The sequence below is a fragment of the bacterium genome (assembly GCA_041648665.1).
Taxonomy (GTDB): Bacteria; UBA10199; UBA10199; order 2-02-FULL-44-16; family JAAZCA01; genus JAFGMW01.
The window spans coordinates 1-20711 of sequence record JBAZOP010000031.1 but is presented as its reverse complement, the minus strand read 5'-3'; the positions used below and the strand labels follow the sequence as shown (position 1 = coordinate 20711).

19 protein-coding genes and 1 pseudogene are annotated in these 20711 nt (G+C 58.9%); all 20 read right to left on the bottom strand.

What is annotated here, in order from left to right; translation table 11 throughout:
* Nucleotides 1-2: 2 nt before the first annotated feature.
* Nucleotides 3-1382, bottom strand: coding sequence for a RuBisCO large subunit C-terminal-like domain-containing protein (locus tag WC683_10965; protein MFA4973128.1), 1380 nt, complete (start codon nt 1380-1382; stop codon nt 3-5).
* Between the two features lie 19 nt (nt 1383-1401).
* A complete protein-coding gene (locus WC683_10960) occupies nt 1402-1824 on the bottom strand; it encodes a secondary thiamine-phosphate synthase enzyme YjbQ (protein ID MFA4973127.1) in 423 nt (140 codons plus the stop codon).
* Complete coding sequence (locus WC683_10955; protein MFA4973126.1) at nt 1821-2702, bottom strand: polyprenyl synthetase family protein; 882 nt, start codon at nt 2700-2702, stop codon at nt 1821-1823. Before WC683_10955 ends, WC683_10960 begins: the two co-directional genes overlap by 4 nt.
* Nucleotides 2703-2720: 18 nt before the next feature.
* Nucleotides 2721-2948, bottom strand: a complete 228-nt coding sequence (gene xseB, locus WC683_10950; protein MFA4973125.1) for an exodeoxyribonuclease VII small subunit — start codon at nt 2946-2948, stop codon at nt 2721-2723.
* Between the two features lie 103 nt (nt 2949-3051).
* Entirely contained in the window at nt 3052-3882 is an 831-nt protein-coding gene (locus tag WC683_10945; GenBank protein MFA4973124.1) for a peroxiredoxin, read from the bottom strand.
* A 104-nt stretch (nt 3883-3986) separates the two neighbouring features.
* The gene (locus WC683_10940) at nt 3987-7031 is read right to left on the bottom strand and encodes an efflux RND transporter permease subunit (protein MFA4973123.1); all 3045 of its coding nucleotides are present in this window, start codon (nt 7029-7031) and stop codon (nt 3987-3989) included.
* The gene (locus tag WC683_10935) at nt 7024-7755 is read right to left on the bottom strand and encodes an efflux RND transporter periplasmic adaptor subunit (GenBank protein MFA4973122.1); all 732 of its coding nucleotides are present in this window, start codon (nt 7753-7755) and stop codon (nt 7024-7026) included. The genes WC683_10940 and WC683_10935 overlap by 8 nt, the downstream gene beginning before the upstream one ends.
* Nucleotides 7728-9119: a TolC family protein gene (locus WC683_10930; GenBank protein MFA4973121.1), complete on the bottom strand. Its 1392-nt coding sequence runs from the start codon at nt 9117-9119 to the stop codon at nt 7728-7730. The genes WC683_10935 and WC683_10930 overlap by 28 nt, the downstream gene beginning before the upstream one ends.
* Nucleotides 9116-9691 carry a PadR family transcriptional regulator gene (locus tag WC683_10925; protein MFA4973120.1) on the bottom strand — a complete coding sequence of 192 codons (576 nt, stop codon included), beginning with the start codon at nt 9689-9691 and terminating at the stop codon, nt 9116-9118. Before WC683_10925 ends, WC683_10930 begins: the two co-directional genes overlap by 4 nt.
* A 394-nt stretch (nt 9692-10085) precedes the next feature.
* Nucleotides 10086-10463: pseudogene (locus tag WC683_10920) on the bottom strand (ORF6N domain-containing protein).
* 45 nt (nt 10464-10508) lie between these two features.
* Entirely contained in the window at nt 10509-11546 is a 1038-nt protein-coding gene (locus tag WC683_10915; protein MFA4973119.1) for a PDDEXK nuclease domain-containing protein, read from the bottom strand.
* Between the two features lie 573 nt (nt 11547-12119).
* Complete coding sequence (locus WC683_10910; protein ID MFA4973118.1) at nt 12120-12773, bottom strand: hypothetical protein; 654 nt, start codon at nt 12771-12773, stop codon at nt 12120-12122.
* Nucleotides 12774-12858: 85 nt separating this feature from the next.
* Complete coding sequence (locus WC683_10905; protein ID MFA4973117.1) at nt 12859-13047, bottom strand: sporulation protein Cse60; 189 nt, start codon at nt 13045-13047, stop codon at nt 12859-12861.
* A 606-nt stretch (nt 13048-13653) separates the two neighbouring features.
* Nucleotides 13654-14892 carry an exodeoxyribonuclease VII large subunit gene (gene xseA / locus WC683_10900; protein MFA4973116.1) on the bottom strand — a complete coding sequence of 413 codons (1239 nt, stop codon included), beginning with the start codon at nt 14890-14892 and terminating at the stop codon, nt 13654-13656.
* A 122-nt stretch (nt 14893-15014) separates the two neighbouring features.
* Nucleotides 15015-16397 (bottom strand): patatin-like phospholipase family protein, encoded by a 1383-nt coding sequence (locus WC683_10895; protein ID MFA4973115.1) that lies wholly within the window; start codon nt 16395-16397, stop codon nt 15015-15017.
* Nucleotides 16397-16897: a hypothetical protein gene (locus WC683_10890; protein MFA4973114.1), complete on the bottom strand. Its 501-nt coding sequence runs from the start codon at nt 16895-16897 to the stop codon at nt 16397-16399. The genes WC683_10895 and WC683_10890 overlap by 1 nt, the downstream gene beginning before the upstream one ends.
* A 22-nt stretch (nt 16898-16919) precedes the next feature.
* Nucleotides 16920-17942, bottom strand: a complete 1023-nt coding sequence (locus tag WC683_10885; protein ID MFA4973113.1) for an ABC transporter ATP-binding protein — start codon at nt 17940-17942, stop codon at nt 16920-16922.
* 12 nt (nt 17943-17954) lie between these two features.
* Nucleotides 17955-18944, bottom strand: coding sequence for an ABC transporter ATP-binding protein (locus WC683_10880; protein MFA4973112.1), 990 nt, complete (start codon nt 18942-18944; stop codon nt 17955-17957).
* A complete protein-coding gene (locus WC683_10875; GenBank protein ID MFA4973111.1) occupies nt 18945-19937 on the bottom strand; it encodes an ABC transporter permease in 993 nt (330 codons plus the stop codon).
* 17 nt (nt 19938-19954) lie between these two features.
* Nucleotides 19955-20711 (bottom strand): ABC transporter permease (locus tag WC683_10870; GenBank protein MFA4973110.1); only part of this gene is annotated, 757 nt, incomplete at its 5' end.

Below are 20711 nucleotides of genomic sequence, written 5' to 3'. Positions count from 1 at the left end.
GACTAGCTGTGCCTGATCACTATCGGCACGCCGGTGAATCCCCGTGCGGAACGCACCATCAATTCGGATTCTTCGTCCTTCTTCGATCCGGCGCCGAACGCCTCGATGGCGCGGGCCAGCTCCGGCCTTTCGCGCGCATGATCCCTTACGTCCACTCGGCTCACTATCGCCTCCCACGCCTGTCTCAAGCTCGCAGCGCCGGCCCTCGGGCCGTCCGGGTGTCCGAAGACGCCGCGGCCCGGCACAATGCCGAAGTCGATGGTGCGCAGCTTGTCGTACATGGCGGGCAAGGTCCCAGCCCAATCGCTGCCGCCCGGCACAGGCAGGGCCCCCGCGATCGGACCCAGCAAAGAGCTCGCGGCGTCCGCGTTGGCGATCACCTCTTCATCGGGGGTCATCATCCTGGCCCCGAAGCCGGGCATGATTATCGCGTCGCATCCGCAGATGCGCTGCAGCTTCGTCATGAGGGTCGTCGAAACGCCGAAATACGGGTGCCTCGACATCGGCGCTATGCAATCGAAGTGCGCCACGATGGGCAGCTCCGTGCGCCTTCTCAGCGCCCGCACCGCGGAGAGGCCCACGGCCATGACGTTCAGCATGACCGCGTTCGCACCGTTCCTCGCAGCGATATCCGCGAGCTCAAACACGCGGTCTATCTCGTCGGTGACGTTGGCGACGAACATCTTCGGCTCCCCTGTCGCGTCCTCCGCCTCTCTCCTCGCCGCCCCTGCGAGACGCGTGCGTTCCTCAAAAGGCGAGTAGCAGGGATCCGCCAGCATCTCGTCGTCCTTGGCCGCGTCCAGCCCCCCGAGCCACGCCTCCTTCGCTATCGAGGCGAAGCTCGCCGGATCGAGGCCCACGTTGGGCTTCACCACGCCGAAGAACAGGGGCCTGCCTTCGACGCGCAGCCTCTCCCTGATCCCTCGCACGCCGATCGCGGGCCCGGCAAAGCCGGCGAGATACGCATCTGGGAACTCGATGTCCAAAAGTTTGATCGACGTAACGCCCGGGGAGAAAAACGCGCCCTCGCCCATGGCCGCGGTGAGGAGGTTCGGGATCCTGGCGCCGAAGTTTGCGTGCGGATGCGCGATGCGGACCCCCGCGCGCAAACAGCGCCGCCTGTCCGATCCGTCGGAGATAAACAGGGAACCCACGGACTCGTCCAGGATCTCGACGCCGATCACCTTGGCCCCGTACTGCGGCCTGAAGTCCCCCTCGAACCCGGGCCGCTCCCACTGCGCGGTCGACTGCTCGCGCGCAAGCTCCGCCGCGGCGGCGCGAGGATCCCCCGCGCACTCCATGAGATACGTGAAGATGAGGTAGGAGTCGCGATCGATCGAATCCTCATCCGCGAAGAAACCCTGTCTTTCGAGTGCGTCCATGATGTCTCCCGATGCCGGACTAGGCTCCGATTACCTTGATCACGACCTCGCGGCCTGTGCGCGGACCGTCGAGCTCCACGAAGAAGACGGACTGCCAGCGGCCCAGCGCAAGCTTGCCCTTGGAGACGGGAATCGTCTCCGAGCTGTTCAGGAACATCGCCATGAGGTGTCCCCTGGCGTTTTGCCTCCCGTCGATCGTCGCCTCGTCGTGCATGTAGCTGCGAGGTGGAACCGCTTGTTTCAGCATCTCGCACATGTCGTTCTGCAGTCTCTCGCAGCGCTCGTTCACCTTCACCGCGGTAGTGGTGTGCCTGGTGAAGATCGTGACCGCGCCGTCGGTCACCCCGCTCGCGGAAAACGCCTTCTTCACATCTTCCGTGATGTCTATGAATTCGATCGGCTCGCGTGTGGAGAGCCTGAGTTCGCAGGTGTGCTGGTTCATCTCTTTCGCTCCACCGTGTATCTTGCGATCTGCCTCAAGGGCTCGGCCGCCTCGCCGAAGATGGAGACTGCGGAGAGAGCCTGGTCGACGAGGGCCTTCGCCTGCCCCTTGGAGGCCGCAAGCCCGATGGCCGCGGGATACGTGGACTTGCCCTTGGCCTGATCAGAGCCCACATCCTTGCCGATGAGCTTCTCATCTCCTTCCACGTCCAGTATGTCGTCCGCGATCTGGAAGGCCAGCCCCACGCACTCGCCATAGCGACCGAGCGCCTCCAGCTGTTCATGCGTCGCGCCGCAGATGCGGGCGCCGGAGGTCGCCGAAACCTTGATCAGGGCGCCGGTCTTGTAGCGATGGAGCCTGGCCAGGGCGGCCTCGTCGAGAGAGGCCTTCGTGGACTCGATGTCTATGACCTGGCCGCCTGTCATGCCGCGGCCTCCGGTCGCGGAGGCGATGTCGTTGATCGTGGCGAGCATGAGCTCCGGCGCAACCCCGCCGTGAAGAACGGAGAGCACGGAGAACGCTTCGGCCAGGAGCCCGTCGCCGGCGAGTATCGCGATCGCCTCGCCGAAGACCTTGTGGCTCGTGGGCTTGCCGCGCCTCATCGAGTCGTCGTCCATGGCGGGCAGATCGTCGTGGATGAGCGAGAAGGTGTGGATCATCTCCAGCGCCGCCGCCACCGGCATCACGCGGTCCGCACTGCCGCCCACAGCCTCGGCGCCTGCGAAGCAGAGCATGGGTCTCAGGCGCTTGCCCCCTGCCTCAAGGCTGTAGCGCATCGCACGGCGCAAAGTCTCCGGGATGGACTCGTCCTGAATCGATCTCGTGAGCGCAGCTTCAAGCCAACCTGCGCGCTCCTTCATGTATGCGTTGAAATCCATCTTCCCCTCGCGTCGGATCTATTTCACTTCCAGCGGTGCGATCTTGGCCCTGCCCTCGGAATCCTTTATAAGCTGTTCGATCTTGCCCTTGGCCTCGGTGAGCTTCTCCTCGCACTCGCGCGCGAGCGAGACCCCCTTCTCAAACGCGGCCAGCGATTGATCGAGCGTCATGTCGCCGGACTCGAGGTTTTTCACCACCGATTCGAGCTCGGACATGGCCTGCTCGAATTTGCGTTTTTCAGCCATCCCAACCCCCTGGAAAATTATGCGACACATAGCCCAGAAAGTGCCGCCCAGTCAATGAATTAGGCTTCTTATTAGGATTGAGCTGCCGGGTCAAGGAAACGATTTACGGGAGTTTCTTGAAGCAGAGGAACCAGTCCTCACAGTTCATGCCGGCTTGCGCCGCGCCGTCCACGCGCTCCTTGGCCTGTCCGCAGCTACCCGGCGGAGGCACGATCACGTCGTCGCCCGGCTGCCAGTCGGCCGGCGTAGCCACCTTTTCCCTGTCAGCGGTCTGCATGGCCACAAGAAGCCTCTTGATCTCCTGGAAGTTGCGGCCGTTGGAGAGCGGATAGTAGATCATCGCACGGATCTTGGATTCCGGGTCGATGAAGAAAACCGCGCGCACCGCCTTGGTGTCGCTTGCCGTGGGCTGCAGCATCCCGTATTTCTTTGCCACGTCCATCTTGATGTCGGCGATCAGCGGAAAATTCACCTCCACGCCCGACATGCCCTTGTATTTTGCTTTCTCCTTTATCGTGCGCAGCCATGCGATGTGGCTGTAGACGCTGTCGATGGAAAGGCCTACAAGCTTGGTGTTGAGTTTCTCGAACTCGGGTTCCATGGATGCGAATGTCATGAACTCGGTCGTGCAAACCGGGGTGAAGTCAGCGGGGTGGCTGAAGAGGATGGTCCACTTGCCCTTGTAATCCTCAGGAAAATTTATCGTCCCTTGTGTAGTCTCCGCCGTGAACGACGGGGCGATCTGGCCGATGATTGGAATCTGCGGCGCCGAAGCCGGACAGCCCGCAGCCGCGCTCGGCGGCAAGGCCGGAGGCTGAGGTCCCCTTATCACAACCTCCCTTGAGATCGGACGGCTGCAGGCAACGGCTACAAGGGCCATCGTTGCGAGAACCGCGATCAGGAACGCTCCCTTCACATTATTCATATTATTCATTTTGTCCCCCTTTCGATACGATCCACAGACCCCATCCATACCCCTCTTGCGAGGGGGCCACAACACTATAATAGCTAGAGCCTAGCGGCAGACCTCTGATGGAGCTATAGGCGTCGTGAAATGCGTTTCTTCAGGTTCTCCATATACCAGAAGATCACCGGCGTCAGGATGAAGGTGAAGACGATGGACGCCAGCATTCCGCCGGTCAGGACCACGGCCATAGCCACCTTGTGTTCCGCGGTGGAGGTGAGCATGGGCACCACGCCGAATATGATCGCCAGCGAAGTCATCAGGATGGCCCTGAACTTCTCCTCCGTGCCCATCCACAATGCGTCCTTTATCGACAGGTGCTGTTTTTCCTCTTTCAGGACGGCCTCTATCAGGAGGATGGAGTTGTTGACGACCAGCCCCACCAGCATGACCATCGCGAGCATGGATGTCATGTTCATCGACATCCTCGTCAGGAACATGAGCACGAATACGCCGATGAACGAGGTGACCATTGAAGAGCCTATGGTTATGGGATGCAGGCCGGAGTTCATAAGCCCCGCAAGCACCATGAAGGTCAGGATGACGGCGAGTATGAAGGCCTTGCCCAGCTCCTGGTTGGACTCCTCCTGGTACTCCGAATCTCCGACCCACCGGTAGCCTTCTCCCTCGGAGAACGGTATCTCGGCGAACAGCTTATCCAGGATCACCGAGACTTCCCCGGCCGTGCCCTTGGAGAGATACCCGGCCACCTGGATAATACGCTCCTTGTCCCTGTGCCATATGGCCGGCTGTGACTTCTCCACGGCGACTTTGCCCAGGGATGTTATGGGCAGCAGACCTTTCCTCGTTATGATGTTTATCTGGCTGATGTCGTCGAACGTCTTCTTGTAGTACTCGTCCAGTTCGACGTTGATCTCGTACTCCTCCCCCTTCTCCTTGAAGACGTTGCTGTCGTCGCCGAAGATGGAGGCGCGCATCGCACGCGCCAGATCGGCGTAACGGATACCCTGTGTCATCATCGTCTCTTCGTCGGGGATAAAACGGATCTCCTTCTTGGGGGGCTTGTAGCTGGACTTGATGGAACGGAAATAGCCGCTCTCGGACATCTTCTTGATCGCCAGGGAGGAGAGCTCGATCATCCGGTCGTAATCCGCGCCGTGGAGGTCCAGGGTGACGTCGCCCTCGTTGCCCCTCGCGATGATTCCGGCACGCTCCAGATCTATGTCCGCCCCGGCGATCTTCGATATGGCCGGCAGGGTTTCGTTTATGATGTCCATGTCGCTGCGGTCGCGCTTGCCGGAGGGGAGCAGATCGACGGTTATCGTCGCGTTCTCCTCGCCGTCCTCACCGATATTTGTGAGTATCCCTACGACCTCGGGGAGAGACCCGAAGAGATCCTCCACCTTTCGGGCCACATCGAGCGTCCGTTCGATGGTGGAGCCCTGCGGCGTGTTGATCCTGACGTTTATCTTGTCCTGGTCGGACTGGGGCATGAATTCCGAGCCGAGAAAGGGGATCAGGGTCAGGGATCCGATGAGGAGCAGCGCTGTCGCCGCCACCGTCAGGACCGGGTGTCTAAATACCGCGTCGTATATGACCCGGTAGCGCAACAGCAGATAATCCATGAATCGGTGCGCGATTGCGACAAGCCTCCTCTTATCCGCCGGCTTGTTGCCAAAACCGGGTTCCTTGCCCTTCAGGATTTTTCCGCAGAGCATGGGGGTAAGAGAGAAAGACGCGATCAGGGAGAATATCGTCGCGTAGATCACCGTCATGCCGAATTGTTTGAGGAATGGGCCGGCAATGCCGCCGATGAAGGCGATAGGGGTGAACACCACGAGGTTCGTGCCGACCGACGCGATGACGGCGTCAGCCACCTCCTTCGTGCCGTCGATGGCCGCCTCCTGCGGTTCCTTGCCCTTGTCGAGATGCTCCAGGATGCTCTCTATGACGACGATCGCATTTGCGATGAGCGTGCCCAGCGCCATGGACATGGCGCTGAGGGTAAGCATGTTTATCGTGAAGTCGGAGTGAACCATGAGGAAGAATGAGGATATGACGGATGCGGGGATGACCAGCGCGGCCACGATGGTGGTCCTTCCGTTGCCGGTGAAGAGGTACAATATTATCACAGTCAGCAGGATGCCTTCCACGATGTTGAGCAGGGCGTCGTCGTTCTCCCTCACTATGTACGACGCGTTGTCGGTGGCGATCACGAGGTCCATGCCCTCGGGCAGGGCCTTCCTGAGCCCGGGCAGCATCTCCTCAACCTCCTGCGCTATCTCGACCGTGTTGCCGTCGTTCGACTTTATTATCGAGAGGCCGACCGCATCCTTGCGGTTGTAGCGCGCTATGCTCTTCACATCCTTGTGGCCGTCTTCGATCCTGGCGATGTCGCCCAGCTTGAGAACGCGGTCTTCGAACGATACGAGTTCCATGTTGCGCATCTCGTCGAGGGTCGCGAATTCGCCGACGAACCTCACGGTCATGGCGTCTTCCGTCTTCTCGATGACGCCTCCCGGCAGATTCAGGTTCCTCATGGCTATGGCGTCGATCACGTCGTTGATGCCTATGAATCGCGCCCTCGCCAACACGGGGTCGATGATGACGTTGATCTGCCGCTCCTTGCCGCCGTATATGTTCACCGTGGCAACGCCCTTTGCCGCGGAAAGTTTGAGCTTCAGCGTCTTATCGGCGTAGTCGTAGAGTTCCCTGGAATCCACGGTGTCGCTCATCAGGATCAGGTCCATGACGGGGACCGCCAGCGGATCGAACTTCTCGATGAGGGGTTTTTCTATGTTTTTCGGCAGATCGTTCAATATGGCCTCGACCTTATCCTTGGCCTCCATGGCCTTGACGTCGGCGTCGGTCCCCAGGTTGAACTCCACTATGAGGCGCCCCAGGTTTTCGTAAGCGAAGCTCTTTATGTTCTTTATCTCCGACAGCTCCGCCACCGCTTCCTCGATGTCGTTTATGACCTGTGTCTCGATCTCGAGGGGAGTTGCGCCGGGATACGCCACCGTTATGGTGACGATCGGGAATTCGATCTTCGGCGTGAGCTCCACGTTGAGATCGCCGTAGGATACTGCGCCCAGGATCACGAAGAACAGCACCAGCACCACAGTGGTGACGGGCCGCTTTACGAAGTATTCAATCATCGCCCTCTCCCAACGAGAAACATCCGGACCTTTTCTGGATATCCACGCGCGCCCCCTCGTCGAGGCGATTGAAGCCCACGACCACGAGGAGATCGCCGGGGTTCAGGTTGTTCTTGACCAGGGTGTGGACGCCGTCCGAGAAGACCTTGTCGATGCGCCTGATGCGCGCCGCGTCGCTCTCGACGATCCATACGAAGCTTCCATCGCCTCCATCGCGCACCACCTCTATGGGCAGGGCTACGGCCTCCGGTATCGTATTCGTGTTGATCCGCACGTTGTAGTACGGCGATCCTGTCGGCGCGCCGCGCTCGTCAGGCCTCAGCCTGACTTCATAGAGGCCGTTCTCCATGTCACGCGCCGCGCTGACCGACGAGACCGTGGCCGGCAGGGATGCGTCGCCCTGATCCACGAAGGCCCGCTGGCCGACCCTCAGCCTCTCCTGGAGGTTCTTTGTGACGAACGACTGCAATTCTCCGTCGCCCAAAGGTGTCGCTGTGGTCCTGTTCCATATGGGATATGGCTGTTTTGAGACCTCGCACACATCGACCGGGAATCCGTTCCTGCCCCATTCGTTATAGAGGCTGACGATCGGCCTCCGCTGCATGTCGAAGTACCAGATGAATCGCCACGCCATGACGACGAGCAGCACGGCTATCGAGCCGACTATCACCAGCCACTCGATCCTCTGCGCCCTCTTCATTCCGCCAGATAGCGGGTTTCCCATGACTTCTCCCCTTCGCCGGATATCAGGCGCTCGATGCGCGCTATCGATTGGTTTATGTTGAACAGGACGAGCGCCTCCCTCAAGCGGTTGTTCGTGAGCTGAAGCTCCGCGTCGTTGAGCTCCGTCAGGGTCAGAGACCCGGCCCTGAAGCTGTCGCCCTGCGCGTCAAAAGACTCCTTGGCCAGGCGGACCGCCTCGACGCTGGCCGGGTAAGTGTCCAGCAGCGAATCGTACTCCGATATGGCGTTCCTGAGCTCCAGGATCAGGTCGCGGTTGGCCTTCTCAAGCTCCAGCTTCGAGTTCTCCTTCTGCATCAACGCCTGTTTGTACCTCGACCAGGTCCTGTTGCCGTTCCAGATCGGTATGCTCAAGTTCAGGCCGACATTGCCTATGTTTTGAAACTCGTCGTGCCCAAGGTAAGGATCATCCGACTGCGCAAACAGACTGTAGCTGGCGTACATGCCCAGCGTGGGGTAGTACTGCGCCTTCTCGGCCTTCGCGGTCTCGGTATTGAGGGTTATCGTCTCTTCGATGAGTTTGAGATGCGGCTCGACATCGAACATCTGATCGAGCGATTTGTCCGCGTCGTACCTCGGGAATTTCGACACCAGGGAATCGGTGAGCGATACGCCCTGCTCCTCCGGGATGTCGGTCAGCCTCTTGAGATTTCTCATCGCAAGATCCAGGTCGGACTCGGCCTCTTTGAGGACCGGCAGGCGCGCCGCGATGTCCGCCTGGGACTTGATGCCGTCGCCGCGCGGGATCCTCCCGAACTCATATTTCTCGTCCAATATGCTGCGCGTCCGCACGGCGTTGTCGTAGGAGCCCTTGGCTATCGAGACGACTTTCTGCGCAAGAAGCACCTTCATGTAGGCCATCACGGTCATGTAGGCCATGTCCCTCCGCGCCGCTTCCCGACCCCATTCGTTGGCCCGCTGGCCGTGGCTGGCGGCGTTTATCGCATGGTGGACCTTCCCGAAATCGTAAAACATCTGTTGCAGGCTCACCGTGGTGCTGAGGTCGAAGTCCTTCTTCAGGGCGACGGAGACGGCCGGGCTGCCGGGGACAATGGCCACGCTGGTCGTCTGGACGCTCGGATAGTAGTTGTAGCCTGCATCCGCGTTGACCTGTGGCAGCCATTGCGAGACCGCCTCCTTGCGCTTGTAGTAACTCGAAGTCACGTCGTTCTCGCGCTGCTGCACGGTCTCGCTCGCCTTTATCGCCATGTCGATCGCCTCTGAAACCCCCAGGCGCAAGGCCGGGGATTTGGAGACACCCTGAGCAAAGGCCCCTTGGGCGAAGAGCAAAGAGAAGCCGACGGACAGCGCGAGCACCGATCTCCTGATTGTCGAAACCGCATTCATCGCCCTTTGCCTCCTGAGGCGCAGGTCGTCCGCATCTTGTTCCTGGTCGCCTCGAGCGCCTTCCGGCACCAGCGCAGCCTCATCTTATAATAATCAAAGCCCAGACCCACGAGGAGTTCAAGCTGCACCGCCTTGTCATTATTGGCCTGCAACTCGACAAAGTTCTTTAGCTTCTCACGGATATGGCCCAAGGCCCAATTGAGTCGGTCGATCTCCTCCTCAAGGATTTTGATCGTGCGTTCCGGGACCATGTTGAAACTGAATGCGAACTTGAGAATTATCTCGTCGCGGACCACCAGTTTTTCGGCCGGCCCGTCGAGGTAAGCCTTGAGCTCCCGACGCCCCTTTTCGGTCAACGTATAGATCTGTTTGTCCGGCCGGCCGGCCTGGACGGTTCGTCTTTTGCTCACCAGTTTGTCCTGCTCGAGTTGTCGCAGGACCGAGTATATCTGACCGTAGCTCTCGTTCCAGAACAGCGAGAGGTTTTCCTCTATGTCCTTCTTGATGTCGTAGCCCGACATCGGCTCGAAGGAGAGCATGCCCATCACGGCGTAGCGGGTCTTGTTCTTCATGGCCTAAAGCGATCTCCTCTTTTCCGATCGGGCGCTGCAGCGCAGCGTCATATAGCTATTAGCTATATTTTTTGACGCAGTATATGCCTCCAGGCCCGATGTCAAAACAAAAGCGGGAAATGCGCATGCACCACGATAACGTGATGATATTATTAATTAATTTTAATCAGTTCACCTTGGTGACCTTGGCCGAAGCGCGGCCTTTGTGGCCTTTAATGTGATCTGAGTTCACTGGCGAACCGCTGCTGAAGCTGCTTTCGGTCGGTCGAAACTACCGACCGCTGCGAAAGCAGCTTCAGGTCGGTCACCGACTATCCCTTATTTTGAAGGCGTGAGCAGAAAGCCCGCTCTCTTGCGCGGTCTTGCGTCGGGCATGAGAAGCGACTTGATCGCGGCGGAGTACGCTCGACAGCATCGCAACCCCTTGCTCGGTGAAGGCATAGGGATAATGCCTCCCGCCTCCTCGCCCCTTCATTGAGCCGCTTTTACTAATGTTATCCAGTAGTTTAGGAACATCCCTTATTTTACTACTAGTTACACCGTTTGAAGTCACAATTTGTGACTTCAAACTCCGTAACTCACTGTTTTCTAATCGAAACATAAAATCAGAGGGGAATCTTTCGATATTGCGATTAACCGCTTGGACCAGAACTTTAGGTTCCACGCCATACAGTTCCGCAAGATCGGAACTCAGCATTACCCTGCGGCCCCTGATGAGATAAATCCGCCTCTCGATTCCATCCTCGATGACCAATGCCTTTTGATCGCTCATGATAAAAGCCTCCCTGCCAGATTCATATGCAATTTGGGGTGTTCTTTAACTTTCGGGCGAAAGAAGCAGGCTTTCAATTTGCGAGGGAGCGGGAAGTTCGCCCATGTACTCTTTGGGCAGCTTCCGCACGAGCCGATAGGTCGCTATTCCGATTGGCTTCTTGCTCTCGCGCAGGGCGTATTCAACCACAGCCCGATCCTTGCTGCGGCATATTATCATGCCAATCGAAGGCCGCTCTCCCCTCAATCGAACCAGGTCATCGAGGGCAGCAAGATAAAACTGCATCTTGCCGACATGCTCAGGCTTGAACGGACCTACTTTGAGCTCAACTGCAACAAGACATCTGAGCCCGCGATGGTAGAGTAAAAGATCGATGAAATATTCCTGATCGCTGACCTGAAGACGATACTGGCTGCCAAGAAAAGCGAAGCGACCGCCCATCTCCCTTAAGAAATTTTCTACCTTGGCGAGGATCGCGTGTTCCATCTCTCGCTCAGTGTGCTCATTTCCAAGTTCAAGAAAATCAAAGGAATACTCATCTTTAACCGCGAGCCTCGCCTGAGTCTTTATTTCTTCAGGAAGGACCTGATCGAAGTTTGTCTGGTTCGCCAGGACCTTCTCATACGTCCGGTTTTCGATCTGCAGCGCCAGGACATTTTTTGTCCAGCCAAATCTCGCAGCCATGCGGATATAGAACTCCCGCTCCGAATCCGTCTTGCATTTCCCCATGATGATGAGGTTACGCGTCCATCCTATTTCTGCAACCAGCGGTTGCAGTTTTGGCCTTGAAGAATAAAGGGTATAAAAGTTGCGCATATACCAGATGTTGCGCGCAGAGAAACCCTGCATGCCGCCAATATCCTTCCTGATGTCCTGGGCAAGTTTTTCTACCACCGACCTGCCCCAGGACTCGCTCTTCTGCCGTTCGACTATGAGCCTCCCGATATCCCAGTAAAGGCCGATCAACGACTTGTTGACCACTTTGAGGGCCTCGTACTGGGCCTTGCGGATGCGAGACTTTATTTCGACAAGGAGAGCGGGATAGTCGCCAGGCAGCACACCTCTGGATCGATCGCGAATCATATGTATGAGCTTTAGCAAAACTCATGCCAGGGCGGCCCCCAACAGCGAGGGAGCGGAAGGCTTTGATTATCGGTTATATTTGCAAGTTCGATATTCAATCTGTTGTGGAGAGGGTGCTGCGAATCGCTGCAGGGGTGACCAGAATTTGTGCAGTCGCAAAAACAGTGGGCGATTTGAACCTGTCATTTAACGAGCCGTACGGAAGCAGGTTCGGTACGGACCCCCTCTAATCCCGCCCTCGGGATGGGGGGTGAGAGAGAGGAGAGTGATGAAGTCAGCGGAGGTCATAGTTAATTGGCTTCGGGTCCTGTAGCAGGGTTTCCGGCCCCTTCCCTCGGTCGCTGGCGCACGTCGCTCGCTACTCGTCGTCAAAAGGCCGTTAGCGTCATGCAGCTTGAATGTCTTCCTCGCGTCAGCCTTCAAGCTGCGACGCCAATCGGCCTTTTGATCTCCTCATACGTTCGTCTCGTAAACGCGCCTTAAGGCGACTTTCGGGAAGGGTCCAGAAACCCTGCATAACGACGCCACCCGAAGCCACACATCCTACCCACCGGGAAACATTCCCTTGTTTCTTTATTCTCCGGATAAAACCTTGGGCAAAAATCTTAGCAGGGATTCGATCAACGCAACAATAATTCCCACGGACACTAAACTAATAACCTGGTCTCTATTTTTTTCCCAAAACCCAAGGATTTTATATTTTTTTTCAAGATAAACGGTTGAGCCCTTCCACTTTATTAATGCAGACATAACAAGAAAGAAAAACGAAACACTTAAAACAATATAAGCTAGGTATGTCACTTTCAGTGATGCTTTTGATGAAGTAAGTAAAATAATTAACAAGACCCAAGAGAAAAATGCCCAGAACCAAATATTCAGAAATCTTGAATACCAACCGGATTTGCGTTTCAAATAATCCTTCAGCGCAAACCACACACCAGCAAATGTGGGCGTGTCACGATTTGAATAAAGATAAATTCCATATTTTTCCACCTCTACTGCTATATATGCATAGCAATCTTTATCTCGCCCACAAATGCTAATTTCTTTTATTTTTGAACCATTATTGAGTTTCAAATCGTCAAATGAATCGTATTCATTACATGAATCTGAAAATTTGAGCTCTGAACATACTGTTTTTATATTACTCACAATGAAATCAATATCATCTGCATATAATTTAACCGGAGGTAACGATGTACTAAGATGTTTAATTTTTTTCTTCATAACACACTCCCAGTTACACAAAAGTTAATTTCACGGACATATTGAGCTGGCCCCAGAATTCATATTGCAAACATCGATTAGACCCTTATTCCTCATAAATAATCATGGCCGCATATATTTCACGCTCATACTCATCTGAATCAGTCGAATAAAAAGCACTCATTTTTATATCAACAACATTCTTTCCGTCCTTAGATAAGCGCTCCAATTCGTCATTGAGAATCCCCTCCAGCTTTCCCTTGCCAGCCTCATCAAGAATCTTAACTTTCTTCATAAAATTCCCCCTTTTTATCACGTCCGTATGCTCCACTATCCCCCACACACCTTGCACGGCACGCCGCTGCGATTATAGGCCTCGCTGAAAATTTCCTGAATACCCTACCCCATCCCAACCCTCCGTCAATAATATAAAGAGCTTGGCGCAAAGCTAGGCAGCCCAGCGATTTCGGGCTTTTCCGGAGGAGACCTAAAGGCGCTCATCCCGAGCACTCGTGGAGTCGAGTGCTCGGGATGCGAGAACGAGCGTATGAGAAAGCGAAAAGATCGATTGGTTTCACGAGTTCGGGGCCGACAGGGGAGGACACCGAACTCGTGCCGACAGTATTAATATGATGTCAGGAAACCAGCGATCTTTTCGCGACGAGTAGCGAGGCGAGCGCGCCAGTCGACGGAGGAAAGGACCGAAATCGCTGTCTCAACGGGATTCTTCGCTATCGTTCAGAATAACATCAAAGGTCTAACCGGGGACAGGCCGCTAATGTATCACAAGTATCCTCAGTCTGCCGCGGACTGTCCCCTTTTGAACTGCGGCCGCGGACTGTCCCCTCTTGAACTGCGGACGCGGACTGTCCCCTTTTGAACTGCGGACGCGGACTGGTTCCTATTGAATTTTGGTGACCTTGGCGGAGGCGGAGCCTTTGTGGAAGCGGAGGCCGAGGGAATCGCCGAGATTGAGTTTTGAGGAATCGCGCACCGCCAGGCCGTCCGGGCCCTCGATCACGGCGTAACCCTTGGCGAGGACTCCGAGCGGGGACAGATGTTCGAGATTGGATGAAAGTTTGGAAAGATTCTGCTCAAGGCTCTTTGCCTTCACGTTGAGCGAGTAGATCATCCTCTGCCTCAGCCCGTCCACGCGCTGGATCAGATCCGGGAATCGGCGGGTTGGATCCGCCATCCTCCCCTCGATCCGCTTCAGCTCCAGATATTTTCTCTCGACCAGGCGCCGGAGCCCCTGTGCGAGCCTTCCCCTGGTCTCGCCGATCGCGCGCGCAAGGTCGTCGCGCACAGGCACCGCGAGCTCAGCGGCCGCAGAGGGTGTCGCAGCTCGGAGGTCGGCGACGAAGTCAGCGATAGTGAAGTCGATCTCGTGGCCCACCGCTGAGATGACCGGAATCTTAGATGCCGCGATGGCGCGCGCCACGACCTCCTCGTTGAAACACCAGAGGTCCTCCATGGATCCGCCGCCGCGGCCGACGATCAGGACGTCGATGTCAGGGATCAGGTTCATCGCCTCAATCGCAGCGGCTATCTCGGCGCCCGCCCCCTCGCCCTGCACTCGCGCCGGGTGCAGCAGTATCTCGATGTTCGGGAAGCGGCGCGTGAGCACGTGGATGAGGTCGCGGATCGCAGCGCCCTGTGGCGCGGTGACGATGCCGATCCTGCGAGGGAGATACGGTATCGGCCTCTTGCGCGCAGGATCGAAGAGCCCCTCCGCGGCGAGCTTCTTCTTGAGCTGTTCGAATGCGAGCTTGAGCGCACCGATCCCCTCGGGCTCGCAATGCGCCGGGTCCACTATCAGCGAATAGGCGCCCTTGGGCTCGTAGACGTTGAGCCTGCCGCGACAGATGAGCTTCTGCCCGTCGACGAGCTCGAACGGGAGCCTGCCGTTTGCGCCGAAGATTATCGCGCTGATCCGGCTCTTCTCGTCCTTGAGGGCGAAATACATGTGCGGGCCCTTGCGGCCCCGGAAGTCCGTGACCTCGCCGGTCACCCACACGTCAACGAACTCAGCCTCGAGGTGGTTTTTAATCCGCTCGGTGATCTCGGAGATGGTGTGAATATGGGGAAGCTCATTGCGACCGGGGACCGGAGACTCCGGCGTGTACGAATCCACGATCATCGGCGCCTTCTTCACCTCTCGGCCGCGGCTGGGCCCGACGCGCTTCTTCCTGGGCGCTTTGGATCCCTTCCTGCCGCCGGCCTCCGCGGGTTCGTCGCCGGAGAATATATCGAGCTGCTTCCTCATCTCGACGCCCTCTTCTTCTTCTTGGCCTTGGCCCTGGCCTCAACCCTGGCCTTGGCCCTCTTCTCGCGCCCCTCGAGCAGCCTCTGTATCTCGCGCTCGCTGGCCCCGGGCTGTGCAATCTTCTCGTACTTCTTGTTCACTCCCTCCCTGTTCATCTCGACCCCGTATGCGGCCATGATACCGGATATCTCGTCGAAGCGCTCCTCTATGGAGCTCCGCGCAGAGATGAAACCCAACCTGGCAGCCGCGATCCGGTTCCTGAGGAGCAGCGGGTTGAGCGAGAAGAACGCCTCGTCGTTCGCCCTGGGCTCGATGAGTATTATGTCGCCGTCGAAGGAAGGATCGTCGCGGAAGCGTTTGAGCGCAACCGCGAGCCTGGCGTGGAAGAAGGCCCTGAGTATCTGGTTGAGCACGGTGGCGATGCCGTCGGTCGCAAGCCTCTTCCCGCTCCTGCGGCGACGGCTCATTCCCTCCACGAACTGCTCCGGGTCGTAGGGGCGAAACGGGTTGTAGCAGACGATGAGCTTCGCCCCCCTGTCCACCGCGGTGTCGATGTTCGCGGTCTCCTGCACGCCGCCGTCCACGTAGTCGACCCCGCCTATGCGCGCAGGTTTGTAGAACCCGGGCAGCGCGGTCGATGCCTGGATCGCCTCGGAGATGGTGAGCCCCGTCTCCTCGCCCGGGCCGAAGACGACCCTGCGCGCGCCGTCGAGCCGCACCGCCGATATGTAGAGCCTCTTGCCCGTGTATTTGAGCGTCTCGTCGAAATCGTTGGTCAGCCCGTTCTTCTCTATGTTCTCGCGGATGTAGGCCTCTATCGGGCTGTTGTCGAAGAGCCCGGAGGGCAGCAATGCGAAGAGCGACGGCAGATCGCCCTCAGCCAGCACCTTGAGCAGCGGCCCCATGAGGTCGTCGTAATTTTGTTTTGAAGGCTCGAGCACGAATTGCCAGATCGAACCCAGCATCCCCTTCCTCCACTCGCCGTGGCGCTGCGCCAGGCGGACTATGCCGCCGGGCAGCCACATGGCCGCGCCGAGGAAGAAGCTGATCGGCCTGGATACGATCTCCGAGATGTTGGGCCTGTAGCAATGCCATGCCGTGAGCTGGGAGAAGTGGCGGGAGGTGCCGTCCAGGCTTTTGAGCATCGACTCGGGCGAGATCCCTCCGGCCAGCGGCGCCGCGAGTATGCTGCCGGAGCTTATCCCAACGAATATGTCGAAATCGTTGACTCCCGAGCCCACGAGGTAGTCGTTCAAGGCCTTGAGGCCCCCTGCCATGAACGAACCTCCGGTGATGGCGCCGCCCGCGAGGATGAGCGCCCTGCTCGCGCGGGTCCTGGCCCTGGCCAGGTCGCTTCTCTGGACTATCGTGATCCCCATCACTGTCTGGCAAGTATCTCGATCCTGGCGTCGAGCGACTTGAGATAGATGCTCACCTCGTTGAAGGCCGCCACATCGACCGTATCGGGCACAAAGACGTCGATCACCTGCCTTGCGCCCACAGGGAGGAAGAGCGGATATGCGAGCAGGTTCTTGGTCTTCTCAGGAAGCTCCGACCACGCCTTCGGGTCAGAGCGCCTGAGATCGTGTGTCGCGATCACGGGCTTCGACTTCCCGGCGAACTTCACGCTCCAGCGGTCCTTCTCAGGGTCGAGGTAGATGATGTTGAACGACTGGTTGATCATCGCCACATTGATGACCTTGTACCCCGGGATGAAGCCGTCGAAGCGCTGGTCGTAGCTCGCGTCGATCGAGAGACCGACCGGCGCCACGTTCGTGCCCCCGGCCGCGCGAAAGACCTGGGTCTTCTTCGCCAGCGCGCCGGTCGCCATGAAAGCTATCGCTGCTGCGGCTGCCGCCGAAATGATGATCCTTCTCATGGATGCCTCCTCCTGTGCCGTGTTACGATGAGCCTCCGGCGAATGCCGGGGCGGAAACTCCGATCCTGCGGGACTCCATCCTGTCTATGAGCAGGCAGGAAGCGGAAAATCCAGGCTGATACTCCACGAGTGCGGGTTCCTCACGGCTGCACTGCGCCTCGGCGTACGGGCAGCGCGGATGAAACGGGCAGCCGGACGGCGGGGCGATCTGCGACGGGACGTCCCCCTTCGGCACCGCCCTTGCCCTCTTCACGCGCGGGTCCGGCACCGGCACCGCAGAGACCAGGGCCTGAGTGTACGGATGGCGCGCCTCAGCGAGGCGGTCCGCAGGGAATATCTCCATTATCCTGCCGAGATACATGACCGCGACGCGATGGCTGATGTTCTCCACCACCTTGAGGTCGTGCGCTATGAAAAGATAGGTGAGAGAGAATTTATCGCGCAGGTCCGAGAGCAGATTCAGTATCTCGCCGCGTATGGACAGATCGAGCGCGGAGACCGGCTCGTCGGCGATGATGAAGCTGGGCGTGAGCGCGATCGCCCTGGCGATGCCTATGCGCTGGCGCTGGCCGCCCGAGAACTCGTGCGGATATTTGCCGTACGACTCCGGACCGAGGCCCACGAGGCTGAAGAGCTCCATGACCCTGTCCCTGCGCCCCGCCGCCCCCGCGGCCTTGTGCACCAGGAGCGGCTCTCCCACTATGTCGCCCACGGTCATGCGCGGGTTGAGCGACGCATACGGGTCCTGGAAGACGATCTGCATCCTCCTGCGCATGGCCCTGAGCTTTGACTGCGAGGCGTGAGTGATGTCCTTGCCCTCGAACGAGATGGTCCCATCGTCCGGCTCGATGAGGCGGAGCATGAGGTGCCCCAGCGTGGACTTGCCGCAGCCGCTCTCGCCCACGAGCCCCAGGGTCTCGCCCTTGGCTATGGCGAGCGAGACGCCCCGCACCGCGTGCACAGCGGCCACCTCTCTCCCGAGAATGCCTCCGTGGATCGGGAAGCGCTTGTGCAGCCCCTTTATCTCTACCAGGTTTTCGCTCATAAACTCTGCTCGTCATCTCCCCGCGTAAAAACACCTCGCCAGCCTTCCCACCTTGCACGGATCGGCCGGCACCTCTTCCCTGCGGCAGCGCTCCTGCACCTTGGGGCAGCGGTCTGCGAAGGCGCAACCCCGAGGCAACCCGGCCAGGTTCGGCACGCTCCCGGGAATGGTGGAGAACCTCTCGCCCAGGCGCTTGCGGGCCAGCGGCGGGATCGCACGGAGCAGCCCCTGCGTGTAGGGATGCATCGGTTCGCTGAATATCTGTTCCACCGTCCCCTCTTCCACGAAGCGGCCCGCATACATCACGATGACCCTCTTCGCCGTCTCCGCGACCACGCCGAGGTCGTGCGTCACGAGGATGAGCGCCATGCCGAGCTCGGACTGGAGCCTCTTGATGAGGTCCAGTATCTGCGCCTGGATGGTGACGTCGAGCGCGGTGGTCGGCTCGTCCGCGATAAGGATGTCGGGCCTGCAGGAGAGCGCCATGGCGATCATGACGCGCTGACGCATGCCCCCCGAGAGCTGGTGCGGGTAGTCCTTCATGCGCCGCTCGGGCGTCGGCATGCCGACCAGCGAGAGCATCTCGATCACGCGGCTTTTCACGCTCACGCGCGAACCGCCGTCGTGGAGCGAGACCGCCTCCGCGATCTGGTCACCTATCGTGTAGACCGGATTCAGCGAGGTCATCGGCTCCTGGAAGATCATCGCGAGTCTCTTGCCTCGGACCGTCCTCATCTGTTTTTCGCTGAGTTTGAGCAGGTCGATCGGCCCGCCGCTCTGCGTCAGCTGGAACATGACTCCGCCCGAGACGATCCTGCCCGGCGGATCGGGCACGAGCCTCATGAGCGAGAGCGACATCATGCTCTTTCCACACCCGCTCTCCCCGACGAGGCCCAGCGCAGCGCCGCGCTCCAGATCAAAGCTCACCCCGTCGACCGCGCGGACCACGCCGGCGTCCGTGAAGAAGTGGGTCTTGAGATCTTTTACCGAGAGAAGGGTCATCTACGTCCTCAGGTTGGGATCGATCGCATCCCGCAAGGCCTCGCCTACGAGATTGTAGGCCGTGATGGTCGCGAAAATCGCAAAGCCGGGTATCAAAGTCAACCACCAGGCTATGTCCATGAACTGCTGCGCCTGCGAGAGCATGCTGCCCCAGCTGGGTTCGGAGGGAGGCACGCCGAAGCCCAGGAACGACAGCGAGGCCTCGACCAGTATCGCGCCGGCCACGCCGAAGGTTGCCGAGACGAGCACCGGCGCCAGCGCGTTCGGAAGCATGTGCCTCCACATGATCCTCCAGTTGCGCGCCCCGGAGACCTCCGCCGCGACCACGAATTCGCGCCTGCGGAGTTTTAAGCATTCGCCGCGCACCAGCCTCGCCACGCCGGTCCATCCGGTGATCCCTATCACCAGCATGATGTTATAGATGGAAGGCCCCACGAAGGCGAGCACGGTGAGGATGAGGAAGAACGTGGGGAAGCAGATCATCACCTCTATGAGCCTGGAGATGACGATGTCGATCGCCCCTCCGTAGAACCCGGCCATGAGCCCCAGCACGAGCCCTATGGCCACCGCGATGCCGACCGCCACAAGGCCGACCGATAGGGAGGCGCGCGAGCCCCACACGAGCTGGGCCGCCACGTCGCGGCCGTCGCCGTCGGTCCCGAGCAGGTGTTTTGCGGAAGGGGGCGAGAGCACCGCGTCCAGGTCGTACGAGCCCGGCCTGTACCTGACCGGAGCGCGCAGCATCCAGGTGCCTTCCGAGGGGACTGCCTCCATCGCGTCCCAGTCCACACCCACCAGATCCGGCGGCAGCTTGACGGCCGGCATGGACCACCTGCCCTCATGCCGGAGAATGATGGGCCGGTCGTTGGCGATGACGGGCGCAAATACGGCGACCAGCGCAAGCAGGACGATGAAGCAGAGGCATACGACCGCGAGCCGGCTCTTTGCGAACTGGCGCCACACCAGCATCGAATATCTCTGCGAAGCGATCATATCTCTTCAGCCTTCGGCTATCTCTTCCCGAACGATATCCTCGGATCCACCACCGCGTACATGATGTCCGAGAGGAGTATGCTCACCAGCGTGAGAAACGCCGATATCGTCGCGATCGCCATGATCACGGGATAGTCGCGCGCGAGAACGGACTCGAACCCCAGCCTCCCCATGCCGGGGATGGAGAATATCTGCTCCACTATCACGCTCCCGCCGAGCAGCGCCGGGAGCAGCGTGCCCATGAGCGTCAGCAGCGGTATCAGCGCGTTTCTCAGCGCGTGCTTTATAGCCACCTTCCATTCCGGCAACCCCTTGGCGCGCGCGGTCCTTATATAATCCTGTCTTATGACCTCCAGCATGGAGGCCCTGGTGAAGCGCGACACGAACGCAAAGCCGCCGTACGTGAGGCAGACGACGGGAAGGACCATGTGCCACGAGACGTTGGCGACCCATCCGTACCACGGCAGAGCATCCGCGCCCTGTGAAATTATCCCGGTCAGCGGGAATATGTTGAGATAGTCTCCGCCCGCGAGCAGGACTATGAGCATCATCGCAACCCAGAAGCTGGGGAGCGAATAGAGCGCCATGAAGAAGACGGTCGACGCCCTGTCGAGCAGGCCCCTCGGTCTCAGCGCCGAGTACACGCCGATCGGCACGGAGATGAGATAGATCACCAGTATGGTGATGATGTTGAGCGCCAACGTGATCGGCAGCGCCTCGCCGATCTTGGCGATCACGGGCCTGTGATCGCGATATGATTCGCCGAAGTCGAGC

What these genes read in the sequence shown, in the direction of transcription:
- WC683_10905 (MFA4973117.1), bottom strand. Translation starts at nt 13,047, where the DNA reads ATGAAGAAAGTTAAGATTCTTGATGAGGCTGGCAAGGGAAAGCTGGAG.
- WC683_10895 (MFA4973115.1), bottom strand. Translation starts at nt 16,397, where the DNA reads ATGGGGATCACGATAGTCCAGAGAAGCGACCTGGCCAGGGCCAGGACC.
- WC683_10955 (MFA4973126.1), bottom strand. Translation starts at nt 2,702, where the DNA reads ATGGATTTCAACGCATACATGAAGGAGCGCGCAGGTTGGCTTGAAGCT.
- WC683_10915 (MFA4973119.1), bottom strand. Translation starts at nt 11,546, where the DNA reads ATGATTCGCGATCGATCCAGAGGTGTGCTGCCTGGCGACTATCCCGCT.
- WC683_10940 (MFA4973123.1), bottom strand. Translation starts at nt 7,031, where the DNA reads ATGATTGAATACTTCGTAAAGCGGCCCGTCACCACTGTGGTGCTGGTG.
- WC683_10945 (MFA4973124.1), bottom strand. Translation starts at nt 3,882, where the DNA reads ATGAATAATATGAATAATGTGAAGGGAGCGTTCCTGATCGCGGTTCTC.
- WC683_10925 (MFA4973120.1), bottom strand. Translation starts at nt 9,691, where the DNA reads ATGAAGAACAAGACCCGCTACGCCGTGATGGGCATGCTCTCCTTCGAG.
- WC683_10885 (MFA4973113.1), bottom strand. Translation starts at nt 17,942, where the DNA reads ATGAGCGAAAACCTGGTAGAGATAAAGGGGCTGCACAAGCGCTTCCCG.
- WC683_10875 (MFA4973111.1), bottom strand. Translation starts at nt 19,937, where the DNA reads ATGATCGCTTCGCAGAGATATTCGATGCTGGTGTGGCGCCAGTTCGCA.
- WC683_10960 (MFA4973127.1), bottom strand. Translation starts at nt 1,824, where the DNA reads ATGAACCAGCACACCTGCGAACTCAGGCTCTCCACACGCGAGCCGATC.
- WC683_10890 (MFA4973114.1), bottom strand. Translation starts at nt 16,897, where the DNA reads ATGAGAAGGATCATCATTTCGGCGGCAGCCGCAGCAGCGATAGCTTTC.
- xseA (MFA4973116.1), bottom strand. Translation starts at nt 14,892, where the DNA reads ATGATCGTGGATTCGTACACGCCGGAGTCTCCGGTCCCCGGTCGCAAT.
- WC683_10930 (MFA4973121.1), bottom strand. Translation starts at nt 9,119, where the DNA reads ATGAATGCGGTTTCGACAATCAGGAGATCGGTGCTCGCGCTGTCCGTC.
- WC683_10935 (MFA4973122.1), bottom strand. Translation starts at nt 7,755, where the DNA reads ATGGGAAACCCGCTATCTGGCGGAATGAAGAGGGCGCAGAGGATCGAG.
- WC683_10880 (MFA4973112.1), bottom strand. Translation starts at nt 18,944, where the DNA reads ATGACCCTTCTCTCGGTAAAAGATCTCAAGACCCACTTCTTCACGGAC.
- xseB (MFA4973125.1), bottom strand. Translation starts at nt 2,948, where the DNA reads ATGGCTGAAAAACGCAAATTCGAGCAGGCCATGTCCGAGCTCGAATCG.
- WC683_10910 (MFA4973118.1), bottom strand. Translation starts at nt 12,773, where the DNA reads ATGAAGAAAAAAATTAAACATCTTAGTACATCGTTACCTCCGGTTAAA.
- WC683_10965 (MFA4973128.1), bottom strand. Translation starts at nt 1,382, where the DNA reads ATGGACGCACTCGAAAGACAGGGTTTCTTCGCGGATGAGGATTCGATC.